Annotated in this window: 18 protein-coding genes; 11 read left to right on the top strand and 7 right to left on the bottom strand. The window is 56.7% G+C overall.

Annotated features, from left to right (window positions below; genetic code table 11):
* Positions 1-166 precede the first annotated feature (166 nt).
* A complete protein-coding gene (locus ABD890_RS20555) occupies positions 167-2,821 on the top strand; it encodes an AMP-binding protein (RefSeq protein WP_345094096.1) in 2,655 nt (884 codons plus the stop codon).
* Here ABD890_RS20555 and ABD890_RS20550 read toward each other — a convergent pair.
* Entirely contained in the window at positions 2,818-3,717 is a 900-nt protein-coding gene (locus ABD890_RS20550) for a hypothetical protein (protein ID WP_345094094.1), read from the bottom strand. The genes ABD890_RS20555 and ABD890_RS20550 overlap by 4 nt on opposite strands.
* Positions 3,718-3,821: 104 nt before the next feature.
* Here ABD890_RS20550 and ABD890_RS20545 point away from each other — a divergent pair, with 104 nt between their 5' ends.
* The 5 genes from ABD890_RS20545 to ABD890_RS20525 all read left to right on the top strand — a co-directional run bounded on the left by ABD890_RS20545 (position 3,822) and on the right by ABD890_RS20525 (position 9,522).
* Positions 3,822-5,216 carry an MBL fold metallo-hydrolase RNA specificity domain-containing protein gene (locus ABD890_RS20545; protein ID WP_345094092.1) on the top strand — a complete coding sequence of 465 codons (1,395 nt, stop codon included), beginning with the start codon at positions 3,822-3,824 and terminating at the stop codon, positions 5,214-5,216.
* Positions 5,213-6,079 (top strand): LOG family protein, encoded by an 867-nt coding sequence (locus ABD890_RS20540; protein ID WP_345094090.1) that lies wholly within the window; start codon positions 5,213-5,215, stop codon positions 6,077-6,079. The genes ABD890_RS20545 and ABD890_RS20540 overlap by 4 nt, the downstream gene beginning before the upstream one ends.
* Entirely contained in the window at positions 6,076-6,873 is a 798-nt protein-coding gene (locus ABD890_RS20535; RefSeq protein ID WP_345094088.1) for an SDR family oxidoreductase, read from the top strand. Before ABD890_RS20540 ends, ABD890_RS20535 begins: the two co-directional genes overlap by 4 nt.
* A 153-nt stretch (positions 6,874-7,026) precedes the next feature.
* On the top strand, positions 7,027-8,862 hold the full coding sequence (locus ABD890_RS20530; RefSeq protein ID WP_345094086.1) for a TlpA family protein disulfide reductase: 1,836 nt from the start codon (positions 7,027-7,029) through the stop codon (positions 8,860-8,862).
* Between the two features lie 156 nt (positions 8,863-9,018).
* Positions 9,019-9,522, top strand: a complete 504-nt coding sequence (locus tag ABD890_RS20525) for a peroxiredoxin family protein (protein ID WP_345094084.1) — start codon at positions 9,019-9,021, stop codon at positions 9,520-9,522.
* 9 nt (positions 9,523-9,531) lie between these two features.
* On the opposite strand, the gene ABD890_RS20520 is transcribed toward ABD890_RS20525, so the two are convergent.
* From ABD890_RS20520 to ABD890_RS20510, 3 genes are all read right to left on the bottom strand, one after another.
* On the bottom strand, positions 9,532-10,491 hold the full coding sequence (locus tag ABD890_RS20520; RefSeq protein ID WP_345094082.1) for a transglutaminase-like domain-containing protein: 960 nt from the start codon (positions 10,489-10,491) through the stop codon (positions 9,532-9,534).
* Positions 10,484-11,449 carry a transglutaminase-like domain-containing protein gene (locus ABD890_RS20515; protein WP_345094080.1) on the bottom strand — a complete coding sequence of 322 codons (966 nt, stop codon included), beginning with the start codon at positions 11,447-11,449 and terminating at the stop codon, positions 10,484-10,486. The genes ABD890_RS20520 and ABD890_RS20515 overlap by 8 nt, the downstream gene beginning before the upstream one ends.
* Positions 11,450-11,810: 361 nt before the next feature.
* Entirely contained in the window at positions 11,811-12,050 is a 240-nt protein-coding gene (locus ABD890_RS20510) for a hypothetical protein (RefSeq protein ID WP_345094078.1), read from the bottom strand.
* A gap of 215 nt (positions 12,051-12,265) precedes the next feature.
* On the opposite strand from ABD890_RS20510, the gene ABD890_RS20505 reads away from it, so the two are divergent.
* Positions 12,266-13,273 carry a hypothetical protein gene (locus ABD890_RS20505; RefSeq protein ID WP_345094076.1) on the top strand — a complete coding sequence of 336 codons (1,008 nt, stop codon included), beginning with the start codon at positions 12,266-12,268 and terminating at the stop codon, positions 13,271-13,273.
* 74 nt (positions 13,274-13,347) lie between these two features.
* On the opposite strand, the gene ABD890_RS20500 is transcribed toward ABD890_RS20505, so the two are convergent.
* On the bottom strand, positions 13,348-13,581 hold the full coding sequence (locus ABD890_RS20500) for a hypothetical protein (protein ID WP_345094074.1): 234 nt from the start codon (positions 13,579-13,581) through the stop codon (positions 13,348-13,350).
* 370 nt (positions 13,582-13,951) lie between these two features.
* Here ABD890_RS20500 and ABD890_RS20495 point away from each other — a divergent pair, with 370 nt between their 5' ends.
* Positions 13,952-16,966, top strand: a complete 3,015-nt coding sequence (locus ABD890_RS20495) for a tetratricopeptide repeat protein (RefSeq protein WP_345094072.1) — start codon at positions 13,952-13,954, stop codon at positions 16,964-16,966.
* A gap of 3 nt (positions 16,967-16,969) precedes the next feature.
* On the opposite strand, the gene ABD890_RS20490 is transcribed toward ABD890_RS20495, so the two are convergent.
* A complete protein-coding gene (locus ABD890_RS20490) occupies positions 16,970-18,070 on the bottom strand; it encodes a GNAT family N-acetyltransferase (RefSeq protein ID WP_345094070.1) in 1,101 nt (366 codons plus the stop codon).
* 512 nt (positions 18,071-18,582) lie between these two features.
* Between ABD890_RS20490 and ABD890_RS20485 the strand changes: the two genes are divergently transcribed.
* From ABD890_RS20485 to ABD890_RS20475, 3 genes are all read left to right on the top strand, one after another.
* The gene (locus ABD890_RS20485; RefSeq protein ID WP_345094068.1) at positions 18,583-19,524 is read left to right on the top strand and encodes an AAA family ATPase; all 942 of its coding nucleotides are present in this window, start codon (positions 18,583-18,585) and stop codon (positions 19,522-19,524) included.
* A gap of 88 nt (positions 19,525-19,612) precedes the next feature.
* The gene (locus ABD890_RS20480; RefSeq protein WP_345094067.1) at positions 19,613-20,839 is read left to right on the top strand and encodes a DUF58 domain-containing protein; all 1,227 of its coding nucleotides are present in this window, start codon (positions 19,613-19,615) and stop codon (positions 20,837-20,839) included.
* Positions 20,836-23,307: a transglutaminase TgpA family protein gene (locus ABD890_RS20475; RefSeq protein ID WP_345094065.1), complete on the top strand. Its 2,472-nt coding sequence runs from the start codon at positions 20,836-20,838 to the stop codon at positions 23,305-23,307. The genes ABD890_RS20480 and ABD890_RS20475 overlap by 4 nt, the downstream gene beginning before the upstream one ends.
* On the opposite strand, the gene ychF is transcribed toward ABD890_RS20475, so the two are convergent.
* Positions 23,297-24,388 carry a redox-regulated ATPase YchF gene (ychF, locus tag ABD890_RS20470; protein ID WP_345094063.1) on the bottom strand — a complete coding sequence of 364 codons (1,092 nt, stop codon included), beginning with the start codon at positions 24,386-24,388 and terminating at the stop codon, positions 23,297-23,299. The two genes, ABD890_RS20475 and ychF, sit on opposite strands and share 11 nt — an antisense overlap.
* Positions 24,389-24,451 lie beyond the last annotated feature (63 nt).

The raw sequence follows: 24,451 nt of genomic DNA, 5'->3' as shown, positions 1-24,451 counted from the left end.
AATCGAAGGAGGTTTGTTGCCGGATCGACCTTTAAATCGCCCCCCATTTCGGCGTAAATTGAGGCCATGCAGTGCGCCCCTCGCATTGTGTTGACCTTTCGAGGTTCTTTTATCGCGTAAATCGTAGACACCATTCAAGTTTCTACGAGAACAGGTAGCTGTTGCCATGGGAAAGTGGATTCAATCCCTTCTGTATTTTTGTCTTCGATGTCTGCTGCATCGCCGCTACCAGGTAGAGGTGCAGGGGCTCGATAAATTGGAAGATCTGGAAGGCCCCCTGCTGGTTCTGCCAAATCATCCTGCGTACGTCGACCCGCCGATCGTATTGAGCCACCTACGTTGCGGCAAGTCGCTCCGGCCGCTGGTCTTTACCGATACCTACCGCAGCCCGCTCTTCTATCCGCTGATGAAAGTCATCGACGCGTACGAAGTGCCGAACCTCCAGTCGCACAGCCGCGATGCCCACGTCAAAACAACCCAGTTGATTGAACAGGTCGCTGGCGAACTAAACAGCGGCCAAAACTTTCTGATCTATCCCAGCGGTCGCTTGCAGCGGCAAGGATACGAAATCGTCGGTGGATCCCGGATCGCTTACGAACTGTTAGAACGCGTCGAGAACGTGAATGTTGTCCTGGTGAGGACGCGTGGCTTGTGGGGTAGCCGATTCGGTTGTGCTCAAGAGGGGGGCGTGCCGACCCTTGGTCGCAACGCGTTGGCCTCGCTGATGTGGATTCTGGCCGGAGCGATCTTCTTCCTGCCGAAGCGAAAGGTCTCGATCGAAGTCGTGCCGGTCGATCGCGATTCGCTGCCACTGGAAAGCAAGACGGCCCTCAACCGCCACCTGGAAGCATTCTATAACGCCGATGGAGGTGAAGACGCCAAGTTCGTTCCATACAGCTACTGCTTCGGGGCCCGCGACTTCGACTACGATGCTGTGAAAAGCAATGCCGATGTCGACGTTAGCCAGATTCCAGATCAAGTCATTCAAGAGGTGCACGAGATCCTCGAGCATCGACTCGATCGGAAACTGGATGATTCGGAAAAAGAACCTGGCACCACCCTCGACCTGTTGGGACTCGACAGTTTGGAGCGGATGGACCTGGCGCTCGAACTAGAACAGCACTTCGGATTCCGGAGTGACTCGGTTCCATCGACCGTGGGCGAGCTCTGTTTGCTGGCGGCAGGGAAGGCTCCGAGCGACGAGAAACCGTTGGAAGTGCCAGAGGAATGGAACCAATCGCGGAAAAAGGGCAAAGAGCATCCCGAGGTCCTGGCCGAAACGATCGCCGAAGCGTTCGTTCGCCGGGCGTTGTCGAGTGCCAACCGTCCGGCAGTCGCCGATACGCTTTCTGGCTGCTTGAGCTATCGCAAGCTGTTGATTGGGGCGACGCTCCTCTCGAAGCGAATTGCCAAGCTGGAAGGGGAAGCGGTCGGTATCATGCTGCCGGCTTCGGTGGCGGCCGACTCGGTGCTGCTGGCCACGCAACTGGCTGGCAAGCTGCCGGTGATGCTTAACTGGACGACTGGCCCCGCCGGGCTGCGTCATGCGACTGAGAAGTTGGAAGTGCGCCGGGTGATCACCTCGAAGCGATTCATGGATCGCTTGGGTATCGAGATGGACGGCGTCGAGATGTTCTATTTGGAAGACGTCCGCGATCAGATCTCGACCTTCGAGAAGCTGATGTCGCTGATGGCTACTTACGTTGCTCCCTGGTCGTTCCTGCGAGGCTTGCCACAGCCGAACCCGGAAGATCCGGCGGTGATCTTGTTCACCTCCGGTTCGGAAAGTTTACCCAAGGCGGTGCCGCTGTCGCACAAGAACTTGATCGCCAACATGCGGGCTGGCTGCGATCATATGAACTTCCATCGCGGCGACACGCTGCTCGGCTTCTTGCCGCCGTTCCATAGCTTTGGTCTGACGGCGACCTCGCTGATGCCATTGCTGGCCGGGATTCGTGTCGTGCATCATGCCGACCCGACCGACTCGCGAATGCTGGCTCGCGTGATCGCGGCTTACAAACCGACCTTGATGTTCGCCACGCCGACCTTCCTGCAGTACATCGTCAGCAGCAGTGAGCCAGGCGAACTGAACTCGTTACGTTTGGTCCTGGTCGGAGCGGAAAAGTGCCCGCCAGCTTTGTACCAGCGAACCATGGAGATTCTTCCGGAACTCGATCTGCTGGAAGGCTACGGCATTACCGAGTGCAGCCCTGTCGTGTCAGGCAACCGCCCAGGGAACAACAAGCCTGGAACGATCGGGCTTTCGATCAACTGCGTCGAAACGATCGTCGTCCATCCCGAGTCGCACGAGCCACTGCCACAAGGGGAAACAGGCCTGCTGCTGATCCGCGGTGATTCGGTCTTCAATGGTTACTACCGCCACGACTCGCCGCAGCCATTCCTCGAAGTCGAAGGGCATCGCTGGTACAACTCCGGCGACTTGTGCTCGAAGGATGAAGAGGGCTTCATCACCTTCCGAGGTCGTATGAAACGCTTCCTGAAGATTGGCGGCGAAATGGTGAGCCTGCCGGCATTGGAAGGTCCATTGGCCGAGAAGTTTCCGGCCGACGAAGATGGCCCCAAGGTCGCCGTCGAAGGGATCGAGCAAGATGGTGGCCGCTGCATCGTGCTGTTCACCACCGAAGAGATCACGCTGCGTGAAGCAAACGATTGCCTCAAGCAGGCCGGCTTCCAGGGAATCATGCGTCTGGACGAAGTTCGCCAGATCGATGCAATTCCAGTGCTGGGAACCGGCAAGACAAACTACCGAGAACTTCGTTCCTGGATCGAGTCCGACAACGAGGTCACTTCGGAAACCTAACTTGCTGGAACGATCGTGATCGATTCTGCCGAACCTCCCGTCGAGCCAACGATAAGCCGCTGCATGTTGTTGGCTTTTTCCAGGGTGCCACTGACCCTGACGCGATCGCCAGGCTTCAAACCCATTTCGTATCCGATGTGGTAGCTGACCAGCGAGATGCCTTCTTCGGTTTCGTAACCGACTGGGTAGAGCAAACTGTCCTCGCGATCGCTGATGGTCAGTTCGCATTGCTGCGGACCTTCTGGTTGAAACGGCTTGGTCCGCTCGGGGCACCACAAAACCTCTTGGTCGGTCAGGACTCCGCGAATGCTAAACCGGGTGCCGCGATAGAAGCCTTGGTTTTCTTTCCGGCCGAGCATCATTTGGAACGTTGCGTCGTCGATGTCCGGCGGTCGCTGCACAAATTCTGGTTCGATATGGTTGATATCGTCGAATTGAAACAGTTCATGGGAAGTGGAAAGAAACCGCGTGACCACTTCGCTTCCATAGATCACCAGGTCGATGTCGGAGTTCTCGTTGCCGTCTCCCCACAGCAGTGAATCGGTGATTCCAACTTCGGACGACGGGACCTCGCAGTGATCGGCCAGGATGTGTAGCAGATCGATTGCGAGTGCCAATCGAGGGTTCGATGGTGTCGGCTCGTTTAATAACTGTCTCGTACGTTCCAGCGGTTTCAGGTGCTTTTCGACCTTATTCAGGGGAACACGTATTCGCCCATCCACGTATTCAGGGAATGATTGCTGTAAGAACGCGACCGCATCGGCATAGCTGTCGAGCCACTTGTCGCCATGGGCATATTTCAGGCCTGCGGTCACATGCCCGTCGTCGTGCTGATCGCCGAGGACATTAAAGATCAAGCCATCGTTGGTCAGCAGATAGTCTTTGTCGCGGAACATGCCGTGGGGTTCTCGGAGGGGATAGGGCCCATTGTCAACGGATGTCCGTTGGTTCAGATTAGGATAACAGGAAGCCAGGCAACTCAGGCACACGAGGTAGTCGAATGACGCGTTTGACGTTTCATGGGGCGGCGGAAACGGTCACGGGATCGAAATACTTGCTCGAGGCAGACGATGCCAGGGTACTCATCGATTGTGGCCTGTTTCAAGGGCTGAAAGAACTTCGCCTACGCAATTGGGATCGGTTGCCATTTACGGCCGATTCGATCGATAGAATCGTTCTGACCCACGCTCACATCGATCATACTGGCTACCTGCCACGGATTGTCAAAGATGGCTATCACGGTCCCATTCTTTGTACGCCGGGCACCAAGAAGCTAACGGAACTGTTGCTGCTCGACTCGGCCGAGAACCAGGAACGGGACGCCGAGTACTTCAACTACAAAGGGCTTTCGAAGCATAAGCCGGCGTTGCCGCTGTACGATCCGAAGGATGCCCGCAAAGCGATCAAGCAGCTAACGGCGAAGCCTCGCAGCGAATGGCATCACGCCGCCGGACCGATCTGGATTCGCTTTCATGATGCCGGCCACTTGTTGGGCTCGAGCATGATTGAAGTCGAGATCCGTAATCAAGATCCGCCGCTGCGACTACTTTTCTCGGGCGATGTCGGCCGGTACGACGCTCCGCTTTACCATGACCCGCACGAACCGCCTCGCTGTGACTTTCTAATTTGCGAAAGCACTTACGGCAATCGAGACCATCCGGATGGAGACGTGCTCGATATGCTGGAAGTCACGATGAACGAAGCGATCGAACGAGGCGGCGTTGTGCTGATGGCGTCGTTCGCGGTTGGTCGCGCTCAGCAGTTAATTTACCTGTTGCGGGTGTTGATGCACTCCGGCCGGATCCCTGAGATTCCGATTTATCTCGACAGTCCGATGGCGGTCGATGCGACCGAAATCTTCCGCGACTTTGCAGACGACTTCGATTTGTCGGAAGGCCGGCTCGATGGACCTGATTCGGTGTTGAACGCTCCGAATGTGTTCATGGTGCGAAGTGCCCAGGAATCGAAGAAGCTTAACCAGGTGAAAGGTCCGGCGGTAATCATCGCTTCATCTGGCATGATGACGGGTGGCCGCATCCTGTTTCACCTACGCCAACGATTGCCGTGGCGACAAAACACGATCCTAGCTGGCGGCTTTATGGCGGCCGGCACGCTGGGGCGCCGGATGCAAGATGGCGAACACACCGTCAAGATTCATAAGAAAGACGTTCCGGTGAATGCTCACCTGGCTTCGATCTCGGGGCTGAGCGGTCATGCGGGACAAAGCGAGCTGTTGCAATGGGTTTCGGGGCTTCCCAAACCGAAGGCAGTGTTTCTAACCCATGGCGAACCGGAGAGTGCTTCGGTGTTGTCGGGGCTGATGCGGCAGCGATTTGGATTTCGTACCATCATCCCCAGGATGGGCGAAGCATTTGACCTCGAGGAGCAACCATGAACCCCCAACATGTCGCCGAGAATCTAGAGCAAATCATCAACTCGCCCAGCTACGTTGTGCCAGAGTTGGATACCGACTTCCTGCAAAGCGAAGCGATGCGTGGTCTGCGGATGCAATTGGAATACACCAAGCCGCAGTTGTACCTGGAACGCAAGAAGATTAACTCGACGATTATTTTGTTCGGCGGGACACAAATCGTCGAGGAAGAGCAAGCTCAGGAAAAACTCGATGTCCTCAAGAAACAACGCGACGCCGAAGGAGACCGACCCGAACTGATCCGGGCCATTCATCGCGCCGAACGGCAACTGGCGAAATCGAAGTATTACGAAGAAGCTCGGGCGTTCGCCACACTCGTCTCGCAGCACTCGTACAACAACGATCGCTACGACTACGTCGTGGTGACCGGCGGCGGGCCAGGCATCATGGAGGCAGGCAATCGCGGGGCATACGATGTCGGCGCTCCAACGATCGGTTTGAACATTACCTTGCCAGAAGAACAGCACCCCAATCCGTATATCACGCCGGGGCTCTGCTTTTTGTTCCATTACTTCGCCATGCGAAAGATGCACTTCCTGATGCGGGCCAAAGCATTGGTCGTGTTCCCTGGCGGATTCGGCACGTTAGATGAACTGTTCGACGCGTTAACGCTTCGCCAGACTGATCGAATGCAGGCGATCCCGATCATTCTGTACGGGACCGATTACTGGAAGCAGGCAATCAATTTCCAGTTTCTCGCGGACGAAGCGGTCGTACGGGACGAGCATCTCGAACTGGTGCAGTTCGCCGATTCGCCGACCGAGGCTTGGGACATCATCCAGAAGTTTCATGCCGCCAATCCAGAAGCGAAGGTGGTTGCTCCATGAGCGAGGCACGACGAAGAACCTTTGGCGAAATCGCTCCTGTTGCTTTGGTAACTGGCAGTGCAAAGCGAGTTGGTCGCGTGATCGCCGAGCACCTGGCGGCGTCGGGCTACCGCATTGCCGTGCATGCCAATCACTCGATGGACGAAGCCAACGCGTTTGTTCAAAAGCTGCGAGGGCAGGGGACCGAAGCCCAGGCATTTCAGGCCGATCTGACCGAAGAGTCAGCCATTCGGGAAATGATGGAAAAGGTTCACTGGTGCTTTGGCCGGATTGATGTACTGGTGAACTCGGCGTCGATCTTCCATCCGACGCCGCTCGAATCGCTGAAGGTGGAGGATGTTGAAGCGATGTTCCGCATGAACACGTTCTCGGTCCTGCACTGCTCCAAGTGGGCCGGCCTGCGGATGGCGAATCAAACGACCGGCGGAGCGATTGTGAATATCATCGACTGGTCGGTCGAGCGGCCAGCGACGGACTTCAATGCCTATATCGCCAGCAAGGGTGCCCTGGTCAGTTTGACGCGAAGCCTGGCGATCGACCTTGCAAAGCAAAATCCGTCGATTCGCGTGAATGCGGTCCTGCCGGGCCAGGTACTTTTGCCAGAAGGTTCGAGCGAAGCGAAGCGTCAGGCAGCCATTGATGCGACCCTGGTCAAACGTCAAGGCGAACCAGACGACGTCGCCCATGCCGTGCGGTTTCTGATTGAAAGTCCGTTCATTACTGGGGTTAGCCTTCCCGTGGATGGGGGGCGAACTATCTTTAGCGGCAATTTCGACGACCCCAGCGTTCAATAACGCTCTCTTTGTCGCCACCCTCTGTCAGGTGGTCCATGCCAGCAGAATCGTGCGAAATCGGCGCTGTGTCGATTTCGCCAATCCTCTAGAATTCCGCCGCGACTTTCCGTGGGCAATCGGGAAGGATCCGAGAAATTTATCAGGAAGTGTTCCATGCGAGTTCGAGTGTTGCTGAACAAGAGTTGCTGGTCGGCTGCCGTAGCAGCGGCAGCTGGGCTGACGTTGAGTGGTTGCGGTGGTGGTGATACCGCTCCGCCAGCCGTGAGTATCGAACAACCTGCCGCCGGCAATTCGACCGCCGCCGCGGCTCCTACCCAACCGACCGTACAGGTCAATGCGACGCAGAACGCGACGCCGCAGACCAATCCGGCGACTTCCGCTCCGGCAGCAAGCCCTGCGGGTGGATCGACGTTCACTTCGACCGAGCAGAACATGGTCGCTGCGGCTCCTGCTCAGGGCGGGGCCGAGATGCAGGTCAACGGTCAAGCGGCGGAAGCCCAGGAAGACCTGACCCCGGCGATGACCGCCGCTGAACTGGCTGCCGCGATGGATCTGGACAACGTGCCAGATGGCAACGCCGTGCAACTGCTGACCTATATGAATAACTTGACCGCCGTTCCGTTTCCGGACAACGCCACGCCTGCCGAACTGCGTCAGTTCGCGACGAAGGTTTACTCGAACATTCTGGCTGCTTCCGACAAGCTGCTGGCCGTTCCTGGGGCAACCTCGGACGAACGCCGCAACGCCGTGCAGTTCAAATTCAACGCATATGAAATGCTGATTCAGATTCTGCCGGAACAGGCCAACGCCATCCGCCAGGAACGTATCCAGTACGCTCAGAACATTGCCGGATCGAACGATCCTGAAGTTTCGCGATTTGCCCGTTTGTTCCTGTTCGAGCAGATGTTGGCCCAGTTCGCTGCTGGCGAGCCATCGTTGTTCCAGCCTGTTCTGGAAGACTCGCGTTACATCATTGAGGATCCCAACGCTAACATCATGCACTTCGGTGTTGCTGAAAACGCCGCCACCGTGTTTGCCCGCATGGGGCACACCAACGAAGCCGTCACCATCCTGACGATGATGAAGAATTCGTTCACCGGTGCCAAAGACGAAAAGCTGGCTGCTCGTGCGACCGAACTGGACGACATGATCATGCAGTACAAGATTCTGGGCACCATGATGGCCGCCGCCAACGGTGACGAAGCTTCGGAAGACCAACTGGTCGCCGCGCTGCGTGCCTGGATCGCGACGAAGAAAAAGGAAGACCTCGAACCGCTGCAGATGCTGGCGACCATCGAAATGCAGATGGAAGACTATCGCAAGATGCAGTTGGCTCGTCGTTTGGCCAACCTCATGCTGGAACACTACGGCAACCATCCTGATCCTCAGGTGGTCGAGTCGGTCAACATCTCGGTCAAGAACGCTGAAAAGCGAACCGGTTTGATCGCCAAGCCATTCGTCGTCGAAGGCAACAACTTGAACGGTACGCCTTTCAACTGGGAACAGTACAAGGGCAAGTGGGTTCTGGTCGACTTCTGGGCGACCTGGTGTCCGATCTGCATCGAAGAAATGGACCACATCAATCAGGTCTATCAGAAGTACCGCGCGAAGGGCTTCGAAGTCGTGAGCATCAATCTCGACGACACCGCCGAAGCTCGCAACCAGTTCTTCCAACAGAAGCAACTGCCTTGGCCAACCGTCATCAGTGCCAACCCGGATACGACCGGTTTCAAAGACCCGAATGCTCAACGCTGCGGCGTCGAAGCACTGCCGTTTCTGGTCTTCGTCGGTCCTGACGGCACCGTGGTGGAAATCAACCCACGTGGCGAGCGTCTGGAAGAGTTGCTCCAAAGTGTCCTGAACCAGGGAGCCGGCGGCGTGCAATCGTTGAGCACCCCAGTCACCCAGGTGCCTGGGGCTACCGTCCCAGCCAACCAAATGGTTCCTGAGACCGCTGAATCTGACGTCAGCCTGAAGGTTGTGCGTTAAACGCCACCCGATAGAAGTCGAACAAGAAGGCAAGGTGAACGCTCACCTTGCCTTTTTTCGTTCTTGTGTGATCTGCAGCACGGTTGGGGGAGGCGAGGCCTGCGATTCTATAATGAACCACGAGGCCACCAACGTTTTTTCGCATGGAGATCCACTATGATTACCAAGACAATTACCAAACTCTGTTTGACCGCCGTTGCCCTGATGGCTTCCACGTCTGTTGCTGAAGAGCTGAAGGTCGGAGACAAAGCTCCTGAGTTCTCGCTGAAAGGGGAGGGGGCCGACACGATCAACCTCAGCGACTTCAAAGGGAAGAAGTTGGTGCTCAGTTTCAATCGCGCCAACTGGTGCCCCTTCTGCATGAAGCAAGTTGTCGATCTGCAGAAGCACTACGATGCCATTCAAGACGCCGGCGCGGAAGTGCTTGTCATCTGGCGAGAAGAAGCAACCGGCAGCGACGGTTTGAAGAAGATCCGCGACAAGACGGATGCAACGATGCCATTCGCCTTGGACCTGAAAGCGGAGCGAACCGGAGCGTATAGCCCGGAAGGTTTCGACTCGTACATCATCGACGAGCAGGGAAAGATCATTGCCGTGCTGGAAGGGACCAAGCCTGATCGCGCGATGGGTGACGAAATCATGCAGCATCTGAAGAAGTAAGACGCTGACTTATTCGGCTCGAGGAGGTTCCTTGCCCGGAGCTGGCAGCCAGGTCACTGACGGCGGGGCCGATCCTTTGTAGTCGCGAATGGCCAGTTCCTGCTTCACATAGTGCTGCGGCTTGCGACTGCCAGCGATGCGGAAGTTGTCCCCCTTTTGCAAGATGGGACGCTTCTCGGGCGATTGTCCAAAAGGAAAGTCGCCCGTCATCTCGACCGCCACCCAGCGGTCGGTGCCGTCGTCGGTTTTCGTGAGGAACTCTGGATAGCAATGTCCCGGCACCCAAACCGTACGGGCCGGGATGTTGCCGGCACGGCACAAGGCGACAAAGAGCGTCGTCATTTCTTCGCAGTCACCACGGCCTTCTTCTAAAGCGGCGACAGCGCCTTTCATTGGACCGTTTTCATAGGTGACGTTTTGATGGACGAAGTCGTAATAGGCTTCGGCCTGATCCCATGTCGAAGCATCTGGCTTCGCCAGCGAATGAGCCACGGTCGTGATCTTGTTGTCACGACTTTCGACGAAAGGACCGGGCAGAAGATACTTCCGCTGGGTTCGATCAAGTTGCTTTTGATCCGGCGCGGTTAATGACTCAGGCCGATTCGGGGCAACGATCGGTTGGCGATCGACCTGGAAATAGAGCATCACCTTCGCGGTGTCACCGGCGGCCATGCGAGGGATATCGACGCGGGCCTGGCTGGTTCCATCCAAGTCGAGGAACTTGAGCGAAGCCCCCGGAGGGAGTTCCTGGCGAACCAGTTCTACCTTTTGATCTTGCCAGTTGGCCGGTACTGGAAAGGTGGCCGTCACGCCCAAGGCAGGCCCTTGGACTTGCAGCGTGAATCCGGTTTCAAAGTTGCCGACACCCCCGGAGGACGCGGCTGGCGTTTCGACCGCACCAAACTGAGCCGATGCCCAAGAACCACAGGCCAGCAGAAGCAACGTTGCCGCGAAGAACTGTTTAACCACCGAGCACCTCGCGAACGAACTCGACCTTTGGCTTGCCACCGCCACGCACTGCTTTGCCAGTCAGCTTTTCGTTGACGAAACGCTGAGGCTCCTTTTTATCAGGCACGCGGAAGTTGTCACCCTTTTGCAGGATGATCGGATGGTCAGGCATTTCGCCGAAAGCACGGTCTCCGGCGACGCGGCATGGATACCAGTGGCCGTCTCCGTTTTCGTCTTCCAGGTAGAACTCGGCATAGCTGGTGCTTGGCACCCAGACGGTACGAGCCGGAATATCCGAGGCTCGGCACAGGGCGATAAAGACGCCGGTGACGTCCTCGAAGTCACCTTTCTTGTCGCGAAGTGCGGTCACGGCATTCGTGTTTTGAGTCGTGGTGTACTCGATGTTGTCACGCACCCAGTCGTAGATCGCTTCGACTTTCTCCCAGTCCGATTCGATGTCCTTGGTGATCTCTTTGGCCTGCGAACGAATCTCGCCGTGACGCGATTCGATGAATGGGCTGGAGCCAAGGTAACGTCGCATCGCCAATGGAACCCGTTTCGGGATCTTCAGGCCGGATGTATCGGCAGGAGGGGAGGCGGAGCGACGTTCGACTTCCACGGTAATCAGCGCGACGGCGGTTTGACCGGCGTTGAGGCGCGGAATCGAGATCATCATCTCTTTCACGGTGCCTTCGACCAGGCGGTAACCGACCCGGCCGATCTCAGGCGAGATTTCTTCGTCCGCCAGACGGACCGATTGTTCTGGCCAGTCTGCGGGAACCGGAATCGAGGCAACCAGTCCGCCGACGGGGCCGCCGACCGCTTGGATTTTGACGCCGACCTGATATTTGGCGGTTTTGGAAGTGCCAAGAACGGTGGCTGATTTCGCTTCGTCAGGTTGGACGTTGTCGAATTGAGCCCACAACGTGGTCGGAAAGCTGAGGGCGACGAGCAGAAGGGGGAAGGTGTATCGCAGCATGAAATCTTCGGGCAATTGGGGAAGAACGATGGAGTCGTGAGGTCTTCCGTGTGCCGGTCCGGGCCAGTACTCCTTCACCTGCCGCCTGATACTCTATCTTAGTCGCTTCCAGGGAACGGGGCGAATTCGGGCCAGGGAATCTGCGGAGTCGAGCAATCCCAAGATCGGTTCGGGTAACTGCAACCGTCATGGCAGTCGTACCGATTACACGGACTCGATACGAAACACCCGGATTGGGAGGGGTGATGGTCCGAAGTAAGAAAGGTGCGTAAAAAAAGCCACCTTTCCATCGAGTAAATCTCGACAGAAAGGTGGCCATTGGACGTGCGCCCCAGCCCGTGATGCGGACTGGGTGTCCGGTTTAGCGGGCAGGTGCCGGCAAAACATTTTCGGGAGGCGAGACGATCACGGACGAGCCGTCGTAGCTGCCTTCGTACGAAATGGGCGGGTCATAGCTGGTCACGGCAGGGCTGATCGATTCAACAGGTCCGCAGCAACCATCGTTGCTCGATCGCCAGTTGAAAATGTCACCCCCGCAGCGGCAACCGGCGGTCGCGGCAAGCAAAGCCACGCACGACAGAAGTAGCGTAAAGCGCTTCATGGGGTTCTCCTCATGGGAACGTTGCGACTGGGGAAATGAAACAAACACAAGTTTGGCTGCGAAACACTACCCCACAATTAACGATGTGCAACTGAAACATGAGAATTTCCGGCAACATGGATGATGAAAATTTTCATCGCCGCGCGCCAAATACGTGATAAAGTTACTGCGATGGATTGCGTGACCCTAAAGCTCCCCCCAAGCCTAAAACTTTGATGAACGCCTATCGTTTAACTTCCTGCCGGGTTCGGTTTTGCCTGCTTGCCTTGTCGATGTTCCTGATACCGGGCACATCGTTGTGGGCCAATTCTGGTGGATTCCGCGAATCGATCGACGGCTATCCTTGCGGCTACCACTGCAAAGAACCTCGTCCCGGCGACGAGGTCTTCATGGTCTCGTCCCGCTGTGCGCCTGGCGGCTGCGGCTGGCAGTTGTCGGTCGAGAACCTGCAAGTGTCGCAATATGTTGTCGGTGACGGTTGGGTTTCGATGGAGTGGAATGACTTCGTCGAAATGCCATCGCCAGGTGGATTGACCAGCGTCTACGTCCATGGCAATTGGATGAATACCTATTGGGCCGAACGCCGTGGCTGGGAGATGTACCACGAGCTGACGCGTGGTTTGTCGATGGAGCAGAAGGTTCGCCACGTCATCTGGTCGTGGCCGACCCAGGAAGAACCGCATCCCCTGCGAACGGTTCGCGAACATGCCGTTCGAGCCGACGCGGATGCGTTTTATCTCGCATCGTACTTGATGACCCTTCCGCCGACCGAACAGGTTTCGTTGTCGGCGTTTAGCCTCGGGGCTCGCGTGGTGACGGGGGCCTGCCATCTGCTGGGTGGCGGAACGCTGGGTGGACGCGTGCTGCCAGAGCACGACCCCAACGAGCATGGCTATCGCGTGGTGCTATTGTCGGCCGGCGTGACGTATTCGTCCGTTTATCCGACCGGTCGGAATGGGCAAGCGATGGAAGTGATCGATCGGATGTACAACGCATTCAATAGTGCCGACAAGATCTTGAAGCACTATCGCCTGGCGACGCAGCGTAAGGGAGATGAAGCAGCTGGCTACATCGGTCTGAGCCTCGCTTCTCAGCAGCGACAGAAAGTCGAGCAAGTCAATGCCGCGAATATCCTCGGCAAAGAGCATAGCTGGGACAACATCGTATGTGCCTTCTGCTTGATGGAACGGGCACGCGACTATTTGCAATGGAAAGAAGTTTAAATCGGCGCACGAAAACACCGTGCTGAGAATTCCTTCGCAGCACGGTGATCGTATATTTCGTGATCGACGTCGCCTTAGTTGCCTTCGCGGGCAGCTTCTTCGGCTCGGTAGGCTTCCATCGCGTCGGATTCACGCTGAAGCTTGAATTCCGGACCTTCCGAGTAGTACTGGACGTCGTCGTAGATGTAATAAGGGCTTGGCAGCGTTTGTCCGCCCACGTCCACTTGGCAACCAGTTCCCGCCAAGAGGGCGATACATCCGAGGCCGGAGTACAACGTGGTCTGAATCCAGGTGCGTTTCGTTTCCATCCTTGGAAGTCTCCACCAGGTCGGCGAGGGGTTCATCCTGAACCAATGGCTCGCTTGTCGTGGGTTGTAAGGGTCGCGTGAATGCATAACGCATGAAATGCGTAAATTCGTTACTTTCGATATCGACGCATCCGGGGCGAAACTTTGCTCCAAAAACAGGAAAAACCGGTAGGAGCGACGAAATCCTCCTAATCGCTCTAACTTGACACTTGGTCGCGCTCGCCTGAGCTCACCACCCTACGGTACGAAATTGCGTGGCATATTCCGAATGCTGGCAATGACTTTGGCTTTTTCCATGTATCGCTTGCATGTGGGGGGTAGAATGGCGGTAACACCTCCGCAGAAGCTAATTCCTCGAAGGAGCCTGCCGATGCCTTGGGCTAGCAGCCGAACCCCCTCGATCTTATTTCTCGTCCTAATCGCTCTGATTGCACTGCCTGCGCAATCATGGGCCCAGAACAATCAGCGTCGTAGCACCACGGTGCCGTCAGACGCTTATTTCGTTGGTTTTGGTGCCTTCTTCCAGGGAGACTACGAGAGTGCCGGCGAAGCGTTCAATTCCGCCGGCAAGAGCTCCGCCATCATTTCGAGCGATGGACGCTGGGTCGATTCAATCTGCTACGCCACGATGCTGGGCGAATGCCATTACCAGATGGGCAACAATGCGCTGGCCCTCGAGAACTACAACACCGCGTTGCTACTGTTCGTGCAGCATACCAATTGGTTGTTGCGCATCAGTCCTGACTCCATTCGTCCGGTCAGCCCCGAAACGAACGATCGCCGTGCAAATGTAACCTGGGGAAGTTCCGGCCGGAATACGATCATCGGCAACTATCCCGATACGCTGCCCATGTATCGAGGTAACACCGACGCCCAGAATCAGCAGGTCGTCCGCAATGGTGGCGTTCTTTCGACGCTGCAGGTGACCCCAGTCCGAGCGGGCGAGATCGCTCGTTGCATTGGGCTGGCGATCTTCCGCCGAGCGGAAATCATGGGACCATTGGCACCGCACGATGGCCTGACCGGTCAGGTGCTGGGTGCCCTTCAGCGTCGACCTGCTCCGCCAAATCACTGGACGGGTGCCTGGGTTGATGCCCAGTATGGTCTGGCCCTGGCGGCGGCCGGCAAGACCGACGAAGCCGTGCAGACGCTGCAGCGAAGCTTGACCACCGCTGGTCAGTACGATCACGTGCTAACGCCGTTGGCTTTGATCGAACTGGGACGCCTGGCATTAAAGCAGCAGAACTACCCTGCCGCGAAGACCTACTTCCTGGAAGCGACTTATAGCGCTGCCGCTTTCAACCAGTACGGTCAGATTGAAGACGCCCTGGATGGTCTCTCGGAAATCAGCATGATCACCGAGCCTGGCCAGATGCCTCAAGGGCTGCTGGCCATGCAGAACTGGAACGAACTTCGAAAGGTCGACGCACTGCGGGCGAAGTTGAACCTGGCCCTGGCCGAAGCCAACAGCTACATGGGAAATGTGCCCGCCGCTTCGTCCGCGTTGGAACAAGCCCGTCGCGCCATGACGCGGCGTTCGATGGCGAAGGGACGCGTGGGGATTCGGTACAACTATCTGTCGGCCCTCATCAACTTTCAGGCGGGTAACGCGAATAAGGGAACGAGTGATTTCATCACGGCGGTGAAAGGAAACCGTGCCGTTTCGACTCGGCTTTATCAGACCGAGATGACCAATCAGCTCTTTGTTTCAGGCACCCTGAACGAACGTGCCACGCAGTTGCTTTACGACGAACTGCTTCGCGAGCCGACTGACGCCGATTGGATCTCGGCGCCGTTCGAGACGTTGACGGTATTGCTCACACCGAACGCGGCCGCGATGGAACATTGGTTCAACACAGCCGTGATTCGTAAGCAGCCTGAGTTGGCCCTGGAACTTGCCGATCGTATCCGTCGAATGCGGTTCTTCGCGACGCTTCCGCTGGGTGGTCGAATGTTGGCGCTACGCTGGGTGCTGGAGTCGCCGGACTCAGCCCTCGACACGAAGGCGAAACTTCAGCGGCAAGAGCTAGTGGGTAAGTATCCCGATCTAAAGGTGATGCAGGACGAAGCAAAACGCCTGCAAGGAGAATTGTCCCAGATTAGTTTGCAGCCCGACGACAAAGAGTCGTACGCCAAACAGCGCGACCTGGCCGAAAAACTGAAGGTCGTTTCCGACAACTACGAATTGCTTCTGGGGGCCATCGCATTGCGGCGGACGCCGAGCCAGTTCCTGTTTCCGCCCCTCAAGTCGACCCCTGAAATCCGTGAAAAGTTGGACGACACTCAACTGGTGCTGTCGTTCTTTAGCACTTCGCGGGCCGTGCATGCGTTTCTGTTCACCAAGAAGGACTACGTCCATTGGACGCTCGATAACCCGCGGGAAGTCAAAGGTCAGATCGGCGACTTGCTGAAGCAGATTGGCCTGGTCAAGCGTGACGCTCCAGTCCAGATGAAAGATCTCAACGAGACCGAGTGGCAAACCACTTCAGCCGAACTGCTGAAGAAGTTTATCCCTAGCTTGAAGCCTGGCTTCTGGAACAACTACTCGGAACTGGTCGTCATCCCGGACGACGTTGTCTGGTATGTGCCGTTCGAGGCGATGCACACCGACGACGGACTCGGGGCAGGGCATACGGTGCCGCTGGTGAACTTAATTCCCGTGCGGTACGCCCCGACGGCAAGTCTGGCGGTGCCTGAGAAGGGGGCACGACCTCGCCCGCAGAACACCGCGATCATTGTAGGCCGACTGTTCAATGGCGAAGATGACGAGGTTACCCAGCAGCATTTCGACAAACTGAAAGATGTCTTTGTCGCGCCTGATCGAATCGATCGACCGACGGCGGCTCCTTCGTATTTGCTGAGCAAGGTTTGGAATCAGTTGGTCGTCATCGACGATAGCGAAGATGCCAACCGCGGCGATATCTGGGCCTGGTCTCCTGCTCAGGCCGATCGCGGTAAAGCTGGCAGCGAACTGGCGGCCTGGCTGCGATCGCCGATGGGTGGACCAGAAGTGATCTACCTCCCAGGCTTCCATACCGGAGCCGAAGACGCCTTGAAGGGAAGTTCGAGTGGCGAGGATATCTTCCTCACGTCACTCGGCCTGATGGCGACCGGTTCGGAAACTGTTCTGCTGAGTCGCTGGCATTCGGCTGGCTCGGCGAGTATTGCCGTGGTCGAAGGGGTTGGCAAACGCATCGGCGAGATGCCGGCGAGTACCGCCATGCAGGAAACGATTGCCGAAGTCCGAACGATGCCGCTCGATTCCAAGTTGGAGCCGCGCTTGAAAGGAAACGACGGCGGAGCACTGCAGACGCTCGACCATCCTTACTTCTGGGCCGACATGATGCTGATCGATACCGGCATCGACCCCCAGAAGAATGAATAGCGACTAGCCGGCGACGGTGCGATATTTCCACCAGTGGCCTAGTCGCAGAATCGTGGCCAGCAGCGAGGCCGAAGAATAATGGCACACTCGCTGCGACGGTAATGTCTGATTGATCCAGCGCGCCTTGATCTCCGCGTGTTCTGGTCCCAGATCCAGCAGCTTATCGCCACGCTCGATCGAGTCGCGAATCTGGTGCGCCATCATCATGGTGCCGGGACTCAAACGCTTGCAATCTCCCTGGTAACCCATTCGCAGGCCCAACACATTTCCTTGGTGATGGAAGTTGTAGCTGAAGGCGATCAGGCGATTCTCGTGTCGCAGCGTCGTCAGGTCGATCATGCCGAGCTTGGATGCCTGAAGGAAGCAATCGCGGAAGTATGCGGCGGTTGAGTCGTGGGAAATGGTCGTGCCAGTCGTTGAACCTCCTTGCCACGAGGCACGCGCCAGGGCAACGCAGTCGTCGTAAAGCTTCTCGTCTGGAACGATTGGTTCGCCTCGCTTTTGTTCTGGTCGGTACCTTGCCGCCACGACGTTCTCTTCGTCCATGCGACGGAGTGTCCGGCGAATGGTCGCCCGGAACTTGGCACTTCGTGTGGCGAGGTATTGCTCGAAGGTCTCTGGTAGCTGGATCACGTAGGTGGGATTCCACGGCAATGTCATCGACGCCAGACCATGGCACCGCATCGCGTTGCTGGCCCGACCACGATCGGCTCGAGGATCGATCCACCGCAAATCCAGCATGTCCCAAGTCCTGGGAATCACTGACAGGTACTGCATCGCAAGATAAAGAGTCGCAGTCGGTTCGCTGCCGATCGGGCCGAAGAACGGTCCCCAGCCATCAAGCGGATAGGTCAACACCGTCACGCGACCTGCTTTGGTGGTCTCTGGCTGTTCCACCAGCGGCAGAATACCTTCGATCCGGCCATGAACCTGGATCAGCAATACCCGCAATTTCTTTCCGAATCCGAAGAATTGCCAGTAAGTTTGCAGCCATGGAAGAGTTTGAAAGAACGTGGCGTCAGGCGTTTGCTGGAAAAGGCGATCCCAATGGTAGGCATAGGCCCCCAGGTCCTCGATTCGATTGACTTCGATCACTTTCGCCATGTTTGGCCATTCCCAGGTTCGGCGTGCACGGTTGCCCGGGCCTTAGATCTGCAACAAGAATGCCACCCCGCCGGGATTCATTCTCGGTTGCCAACTGGGAGTTGTAAGTCATTCAGTAGAGGGGGTTTACTGGCGGTGTAGATGTGTCAGTATAAACCGGTGCAGATGATGACAAAAAACAACAGTGTTGACCGGATGCCACACGTCTACGGAAGAAACCACTAACTGGCGTCTGACAATAGACGTGCATCTAACCCTTGTTATGGTTTAGAGTTGTAACCGGTTATGCGGATCCAGATGAGAATCTTTCCGCAAGCGACAACAACGAAACGGATCTTGGATCGCTACTTTTCCACGGCGATCCGCTATAATGGGTCGACCCCAGCATTTGGGCAAAGCAGTTCGAGAACACCGTTCTCGAGTCGGTACGATGCTCACCTGCAAGGACGACCCACCGCAAGTCGACAACGACGAAGAATCAGTGAAGAACAGCACGCGCTAAGGGATATTGAATGCCAGCCGAGCTCTTAAGTCTCGTATCCGAGTTGGAATCGAATATCAATCAGGTTGTGGTGGGGAAACCCGAAGTTGTCCGGAGGTGCCTTGTCGCCTTACTCGCGGGCGAACACATCTTGCTGGAAGACGTCCCAGGCGTTGGTAAGACGCTGGTAGGTAAGGCCTTGGCACGTAGTCTTTCAGGGCATTTCTGCCGTCTTCAGTTCACGCCGGACTTGTTGCCCAGCGATATCGTCGGCTCGAATATCTTCAACTCGAAGACCAACGAGTTCGTCTATCACCCTGGACCGATTTTCTCGAACGTGGTGATCGCGGACGAAATCAACCGTTCGTCGCCGCGAACCCAGAGTGCTTTGCTGGAAGCGATGAGCGATCGCCAGGTCTCGGTCGACGGCGAAACGCACAACCTGCCGCGACCATTCATGGTGATCGCCACGCAGAATCCGTTCGAGTTCGAGGGTACCTATCCGCTGCCGGAAAGCCAGCTCGACCGTTTCCTCATGCGGATTTCGATGGGCTATCCCGACCGGGCGGCTGAACGCACGATTCTCGAATCGCATCGCACCGGCGAACCAGTCGAAGAGCTGTCGCCGGTCGTCACCTGCGAACAGATCGTGCAACTGCAGGATTCGGTTCGCAAGATTGAAGTCAGCGAATCGGTTAGCGAGTACCTGCTGGACATCATCGACGGTACCCGAACCAGCGATGACTTGCAGGTCGGGGCAAGTACCCGAGCTGGGCTTAGCTTGTTCCGCGCCTCGCAGAGTCACGCACTGCTCGACGGTCGCGACTATGTAACGCCAGACGATGTGAAACACCTGGCAGTGTCGGTGTTGGCTCACCGTGTGATTCCGAAGGGTTTTCTCCACGCCGGTCAGCGGGAAGCAGTCGAGTCGATGGTCAAACGCATCGTCGACGATATCTCGGTTCCTGTGTAAGGGACGCGTTCCTGTCGTTTCCCATTACCGGGGATCCGCTCCGCATCGGTGGAGCCCAAGCAAGAATAAGTCGGAGGCCGAATCGAAAATGTTCTCGTGGTTTCGTTTTCGAGGGGTCTCCGTTCCTCAAGAGGGAGTTTACTACTTCCTGGTCTTTATCTTTATCCTCGCCGGGGCGATCGTTCGTAGTGGTATCCAACTGCTGATGATCCTGGCGTGCATGCTGCTGGGGCCGTTGCTGTTTAATCTGTGGGTCGTGACCAGCAGTCTGCGGAATTTGAATTTCAGCCGCCGAGTACCGTCGCTACTTTCCTGCGACGAAACCTTCTTTGTTGAGCTGACCGCGAAGAACTCGAGTCGTTACACCACCTACGCGGTGGTGATCGAAGACCAACTGTTTCAGGTCGAAGGCTACGAACCGGAACCTCCGCAAGATGTGGAAGTCTTCTTTGCCAAGATCGGCAACAAAGACGAAGCGATGATTTCGTACAAGGCGGTGATTCGTAAACGAGGGAAGTACCAGCTTGGTCCTCTCTCGGCTACGACCGCTTTCCCGCTCGGGCTGATGCGGAGCACGCGAACCGACACGGTTGTTTCGACCATCGTGGTGATGCCGCGGCTCGGCGCGATGCTGCCTGCTTGGCGTCGTCTGGTGCAGCAAGAAAAGTCAGGCTTTGCGTCTTCCCGTCGGCAGCATGGTCTGCTGGAAGGGGACTTCTACGGTCTACGTGAATGGCGATCGGGTGACCCCAAGCAGTGGATCCACTGGCGAAGCAGTGCCAAGCAAGGCGAACTGGTCGTTCGCCAGTTTGAGAAACAAAACCAGCAAGACTTCGTCCTGGTGATCGATGTCTGGATTCCGGACGAACCTTCCGCTGAAGACAAGCAGCGTGCCGAACGTATCATCAGTATGGCCGCGACGGCGATTCGCGAACTAGCGGTGGTGGGGGGATGCCAACTCCAACTGGTGACCTGTGGCGAAGGCTGCGAAACGACCGTTGGTAACGTGTCTCAGGCATTCGTCGCTCAAGCCATGCACGATCTGGCAATTCTGGTACCGACCAGCGAGCATCCGATTGGCGAAACAATCGCGGAATGCTTGAGAACGTCTCGGCCAGGCGCTAGAATCATTTTGTTGACGACGCGGAAGTCCGATCTTTCCGATACCGACCAATTCGCGCCGGTCTGGAACGATGCCAAGCTTCGTAGCGAGCTTGGCCGCATCAAAACGGTGTCGGCTGGTCGTGGTGAAGACGCCATGTACTTCCACCTTCCCGAGCAAAGTAAGGCGAAGATTCTGGAGGACACACCGTGAAAGTCGAACGACTTCTCCAAATCAGCGTAGCCTTGCTGGCGGCGCTCGGTTCGCTCTTTCTGGCATTCGGGCAAGGTAGCAACTCCGCGTTGCCTCTTCTCGCCACGTTGGGGGCTTTTATGTCGGTCTATCTGACTGACATAAAAGGGTGGATTACACTTAATCGAAACCTGGCAAACTTCGCCGCCTTGATCGCGGTGGTGTTCTCGTTCTTCGACTTCTGGGACAACGACGACTCGAAACTCATCGCGATCGCCAAGCTGCTGATCTACTTGCAGGTCGTGCTGCTGTTCCAGCCGAAGACGACCCGCGTTTATTGGCATCTGGCCGTGTTAAGTCTGTTGCAAGTGGTGGTGGCAGCGGCGCTCGATTTTGGGGTGACGTTCGGGCTGATGCTCATCCCGTACATGTTCACCGCGCTGACGACCTTGTGTTTGTTCTTTGTCTATCGCGAAACGTTGCGCGTCGATCCCGAACTACGGGCTGCTCACGATGCCGTCGAGAATCGGCCGTTGTTCTCGTTTCTCGCAAAAAAACAACCTGAAACGAACGATTCGACCGAGGTCTCGGTGCCGACGATTTCGCTTTCCGGGCAATTGCCAGGCAATCTCGCAGCCGTGTTTTCCAGCAGCAAGATGTTCGTCCAGGTTTTGAAGCTGGGTGTCTTCACGCTGATTTCGACCGTTGTGCTGTTCTATTGCTTCCCGCGATTCGATCAAAGTCAGTTTGGCCAGGGTTTGAATGGCGAGTTCGGCGCTCAGACTGGCTTCAAAGACCAGATCTCGTTGAACGACATGGGGAACATTCTCCAAAGCGATCGCTTTGTGATGCGCGTCCGTTTGTCTGACTTGTCGACTGAGACGGTGATCGACACCGAGTACGAGCCTTACTTCCGCGGCACTTCGCTCAGCACCTACTTTCCCAACAGCAAGACCTGGATTGTTGGCAATCTGAAGTCTTATCGCGTCAGCGAAATCAAATCGCCGCCCAGCAAAACGAATCTGGTCCGGCAGCAGATCGCCACGAACCAGTCGATTCATTTCGATCGCACCAACGAGGGTGTGCTGCTGTTCAGTATTTATCCCGCCTACAAATCACGGGCGACTGCCAGCGACCTGGTCGATAACCAGACACTTGGAATCGTCTCGATGGCGACCGATGCCCAGGCCCAGGTTCGTCAGCCAGATCAGTACGAACTTCTGGTTCCATGGAATCCGTTTGGCGCCGACGGCGACTTGATGCAAAACCGTCACCCGCTCAACGATCGGGACTTTCGCCATTACCTCGATCACGATCTGACCCAGGTCCCCCTCGATAAAGAGTTTGCCGACACGTTGTTTCATGGGCTGACGAAGGTTGCCAATGAGCTAGTCGCTGACATTCCTGGCAACGGCAACGAAGAGCCCACCCGGCTGGCGATTGCTCAGCGTCTGGAACGCCATTTCGTGATGGATGGCAATTACACGTACTCCCTGAGTGTGCCGCTGCACATGAAGAATACGCGGCTCGACCCGATTGAAGACTTCGTGGTGAATCACCGTACCGGCCACTGCGAGTTCTTCGCGAGTGCCCTGGCGATTATGCTACGCAGCCAAGGAATCCCTGCTCGGGTCGTGGTTGGTTACAAGGGGGGCGAATTCAATTCGATTGGCGGTTATTACGCCGTGAAGCAAAAGCACGCTCACGCTTGGGTCGAGTGCTTTATGCCGCCCGATCAATTGCCGCTCGGTGTCGATCGCGCTGACTATCCTCAGGGTGCCTGGATGCGACTCGATCCGACTCCTGCCTCCCGTCCTTCGCCCAATCGTAAGGATAGCGGAACCATCATCGACAAGTTTCTCGACTGGTTCGACTACGTAGAACTGGCCTGGCGTGACTACGTGGTGGGCATGAACAGCGAACGCCAGGAAAAAGACATCTATAAGCCGCTGACCGACAATCTGGTCAAGCCGCTCGAAGGCTGGGTCAGCCGCGAGGAATGGGTGAAGTTCTTCCGCGTGAAGCTGGCCGCCATGGGGATTCACCTCAGCGACGAGTGGTTCAACGGCTTCGCGTCGATCTTCACGATGCTCGCCTTGCTGATGGTGGTCGTGCTGTTTGAAGTGATGCGTAACTTGATGCGGCGTTTGTGGCCGATCATCAAGCGATTGTTCTATCGCTGGTTCCCCAGCAAATCACACCGGGCTGGTTTCTACTTCAAGGCCGAGAAGATGCTGTCCAACGCAGGCTGGCAGCGTCGCGATTCCGAGACCCCTCGCGAATACATCGACCAGGTGATTGCCGACTGTAAGAGCCGTGACGTCGGCGCCGACATGATGCCGGCACTGACGCAGTTGATCGATTGGTATTACCAGATTCGATTCGGCGGTAAGACGTTGGCTCCGGCTCAGCAGGAAGCCATCGGTGACCATCTGCACGCCATCGAGGTGCAGACGATCGCTCTTCGCAGGTCCAAGCCTAAACGTTAAACAAGAAGTGGCAAATGTCGCCGTCGTGCATGACGTAGCCTTTGCCTTCGACGCGGAGCTTGCCCGCTTCGCGGATTGCCTTTTCGCTCTTTAAGGCTTCCAGATCGGCAAGCGCGTAGACTTCAGCCCGGATGAATCCCCGTTCAAAGTCGGAGTGAATCACACCAGCCGCTTGCGGGGCGGTCGCTCCGATTGGGATCGTCCAAGCACGAACTTCTTTCTCGCCAGCGGTGAAGTAGCTTTGCAGGCCGAGCAACTTGTAGGTTGCCCGAGCGACCACGGCCAACGCTGGTTCTTCCAGGCCAACGCTTTCCAGCATCTCGCGGCGATCTTCGTCGTCGAGCTCGCTCAATTCCGACTCGATCTTGGCACACACCGGCACGACTTCGCCACCTTCTTCGGCAGCCCGAGCGCGGACGCGTTCGACGATTTCACCTTCGCCAGCCAGGTTGTCTTCGTCGACATTGGCCAGGTACAGCACGCTTTTGGCGGTCAGCAGGCCATAGTTCTTGACGATGTTGGCCATTTCGGGATCGTGCCATTCGGCCGAACGAAGCGGCTTGCCGTCGGCAAGCAGGGCGTGGCACTGGTTCAGGATCTCGACCTTGGCCTTGGCTTCTTTGTCGCCTGAGCGAGCCGTACGAGCCGCCTTGTCGCGGGCCGATTCGACCGTTTGAAGGTCTGCCAGCATCAGTTCGGTATCGATGGTGTCGATATCGCGAATCGGATCGACGCTACCATCGACATGCACCACGTTCGGTTCCTGGAAGCAGCGAACCACGTGAATGATGGCATCGACTTCGCGGATGTGGGACAGGAACTTGTTGCCCAGACCTTCCCCTTCCGATGCGCCCCGGACAATTCCAGCAATGTCGACCAGCCGCAAAATGGCCGGAATCACCTTCTGGGTTTTGATGTGGCTCTGGATGACATCCAGACGGGGGTCCGGCACCGAAACGATGCCCACATTGGGCTCGATCGTGCAGAAAGGGTAGTTTTCGCTGGCAATGCCGGCGGCAGTTAAAGCGTTGAATAGGGTCGATTTACCGACATTCGGCAGGCCGACGATTCCGGCTTCCATGAACTCTCGCTTGATTTGGCAAAAGACGCGATACCAGGCACATTCAACACGCAAGCGCCTTGG

It is taken from the genome of Bremerella cremea, from assembly GCF_039541315.1.
Taxonomy (GTDB): Bacteria; Planctomycetota; Planctomycetia; order Pirellulales; family Pirellulaceae; genus Bremerella; species Bremerella cremea.
This window is presented reverse-complemented; position numbering and strand designations above follow the sequence as displayed.

What these genes read in the sequence shown, in the direction of transcription:
- ABD890_RS20525 (WP_345094084.1), top strand. Translation starts at nt 9,019, where the DNA reads ATGATTACCAAGACAATTACCAAACTCTGTTTGACCGCCGTTGCCCTG.
- ABD890_RS20545 (WP_345094092.1), top strand. Translation starts at nt 3,822, where the DNA reads ATGACGCGTTTGACGTTTCATGGGGCGGCGGAAACGGTCACGGGATCG.
- ABD890_RS20495 (WP_345094072.1), top strand. Translation starts at nt 13,952, where the DNA reads ATGCCTTGGGCTAGCAGCCGAACCCCCTCGATCTTATTTCTCGTCCTA.
- ABD890_RS20535 (WP_345094088.1), top strand. Translation starts at nt 6,076, where the DNA reads ATGAGCGAGGCACGACGAAGAACCTTTGGCGAAATCGCTCCTGTTGCT.
- ABD890_RS20505 (WP_345094076.1), top strand. Translation starts at nt 12,266, where the DNA reads ATGAACGCCTATCGTTTAACTTCCTGCCGGGTTCGGTTTTGCCTGCTT.
- ABD890_RS20530 (WP_345094086.1), top strand. Translation starts at nt 7,027, where the DNA reads ATGCGAGTTCGAGTGTTGCTGAACAAGAGTTGCTGGTCGGCTGCCGTA.
- ABD890_RS20510 (WP_345094078.1), bottom strand. Translation starts at nt 12,050, where the DNA reads ATGAAGCGCTTTACGCTACTTCTGTCGTGCGTGGCTTTGCTTGCCGCG.
- ychF (WP_345094063.1), bottom strand. Translation starts at nt 24,388, where the DNA reads ATGGAAGCCGGAATCGTCGGCCTGCCGAATGTCGGTAAATCGACCCTA.
- ABD890_RS20540 (WP_345094090.1), top strand. Translation starts at nt 5,213, where the DNA reads ATGAACCCCCAACATGTCGCCGAGAATCTAGAGCAAATCATCAACTCG.
- ABD890_RS20555 (WP_345094096.1), top strand. Translation starts at nt 167, where the DNA reads ATGGGAAAGTGGATTCAATCCCTTCTGTATTTTTGTCTTCGATGTCTG.
- ABD890_RS20550 (WP_345094094.1), bottom strand. Translation starts at nt 3,717, where the DNA reads ATGTTCCGCGACAAAGACTATCTGCTGACCAACGATGGCTTGATCTTT.
- ABD890_RS20480 (WP_345094067.1), top strand. Translation starts at nt 19,613, where the DNA reads ATGTTCTCGTGGTTTCGTTTTCGAGGGGTCTCCGTTCCTCAAGAGGGA.
- ABD890_RS20515 (WP_345094080.1), bottom strand. Translation starts at nt 11,449, where the DNA reads ATGCTGCGATACACCTTCCCCCTTCTGCTCGTCGCCCTCAGCTTTCCG.
- ABD890_RS20485 (WP_345094068.1), top strand. Translation starts at nt 18,583, where the DNA reads ATGCCAGCCGAGCTCTTAAGTCTCGTATCCGAGTTGGAATCGAATATC.
- ABD890_RS20490 (WP_345094070.1), bottom strand. Translation starts at nt 18,070, where the DNA reads ATGGCGAAAGTGATCGAAGTCAATCGAATCGAGGACCTGGGGGCCTAT.
- ABD890_RS20500 (WP_345094074.1), bottom strand. Translation starts at nt 13,581, where the DNA reads ATGGAAACGAAACGCACCTGGATTCAGACCACGTTGTACTCCGGCCTC.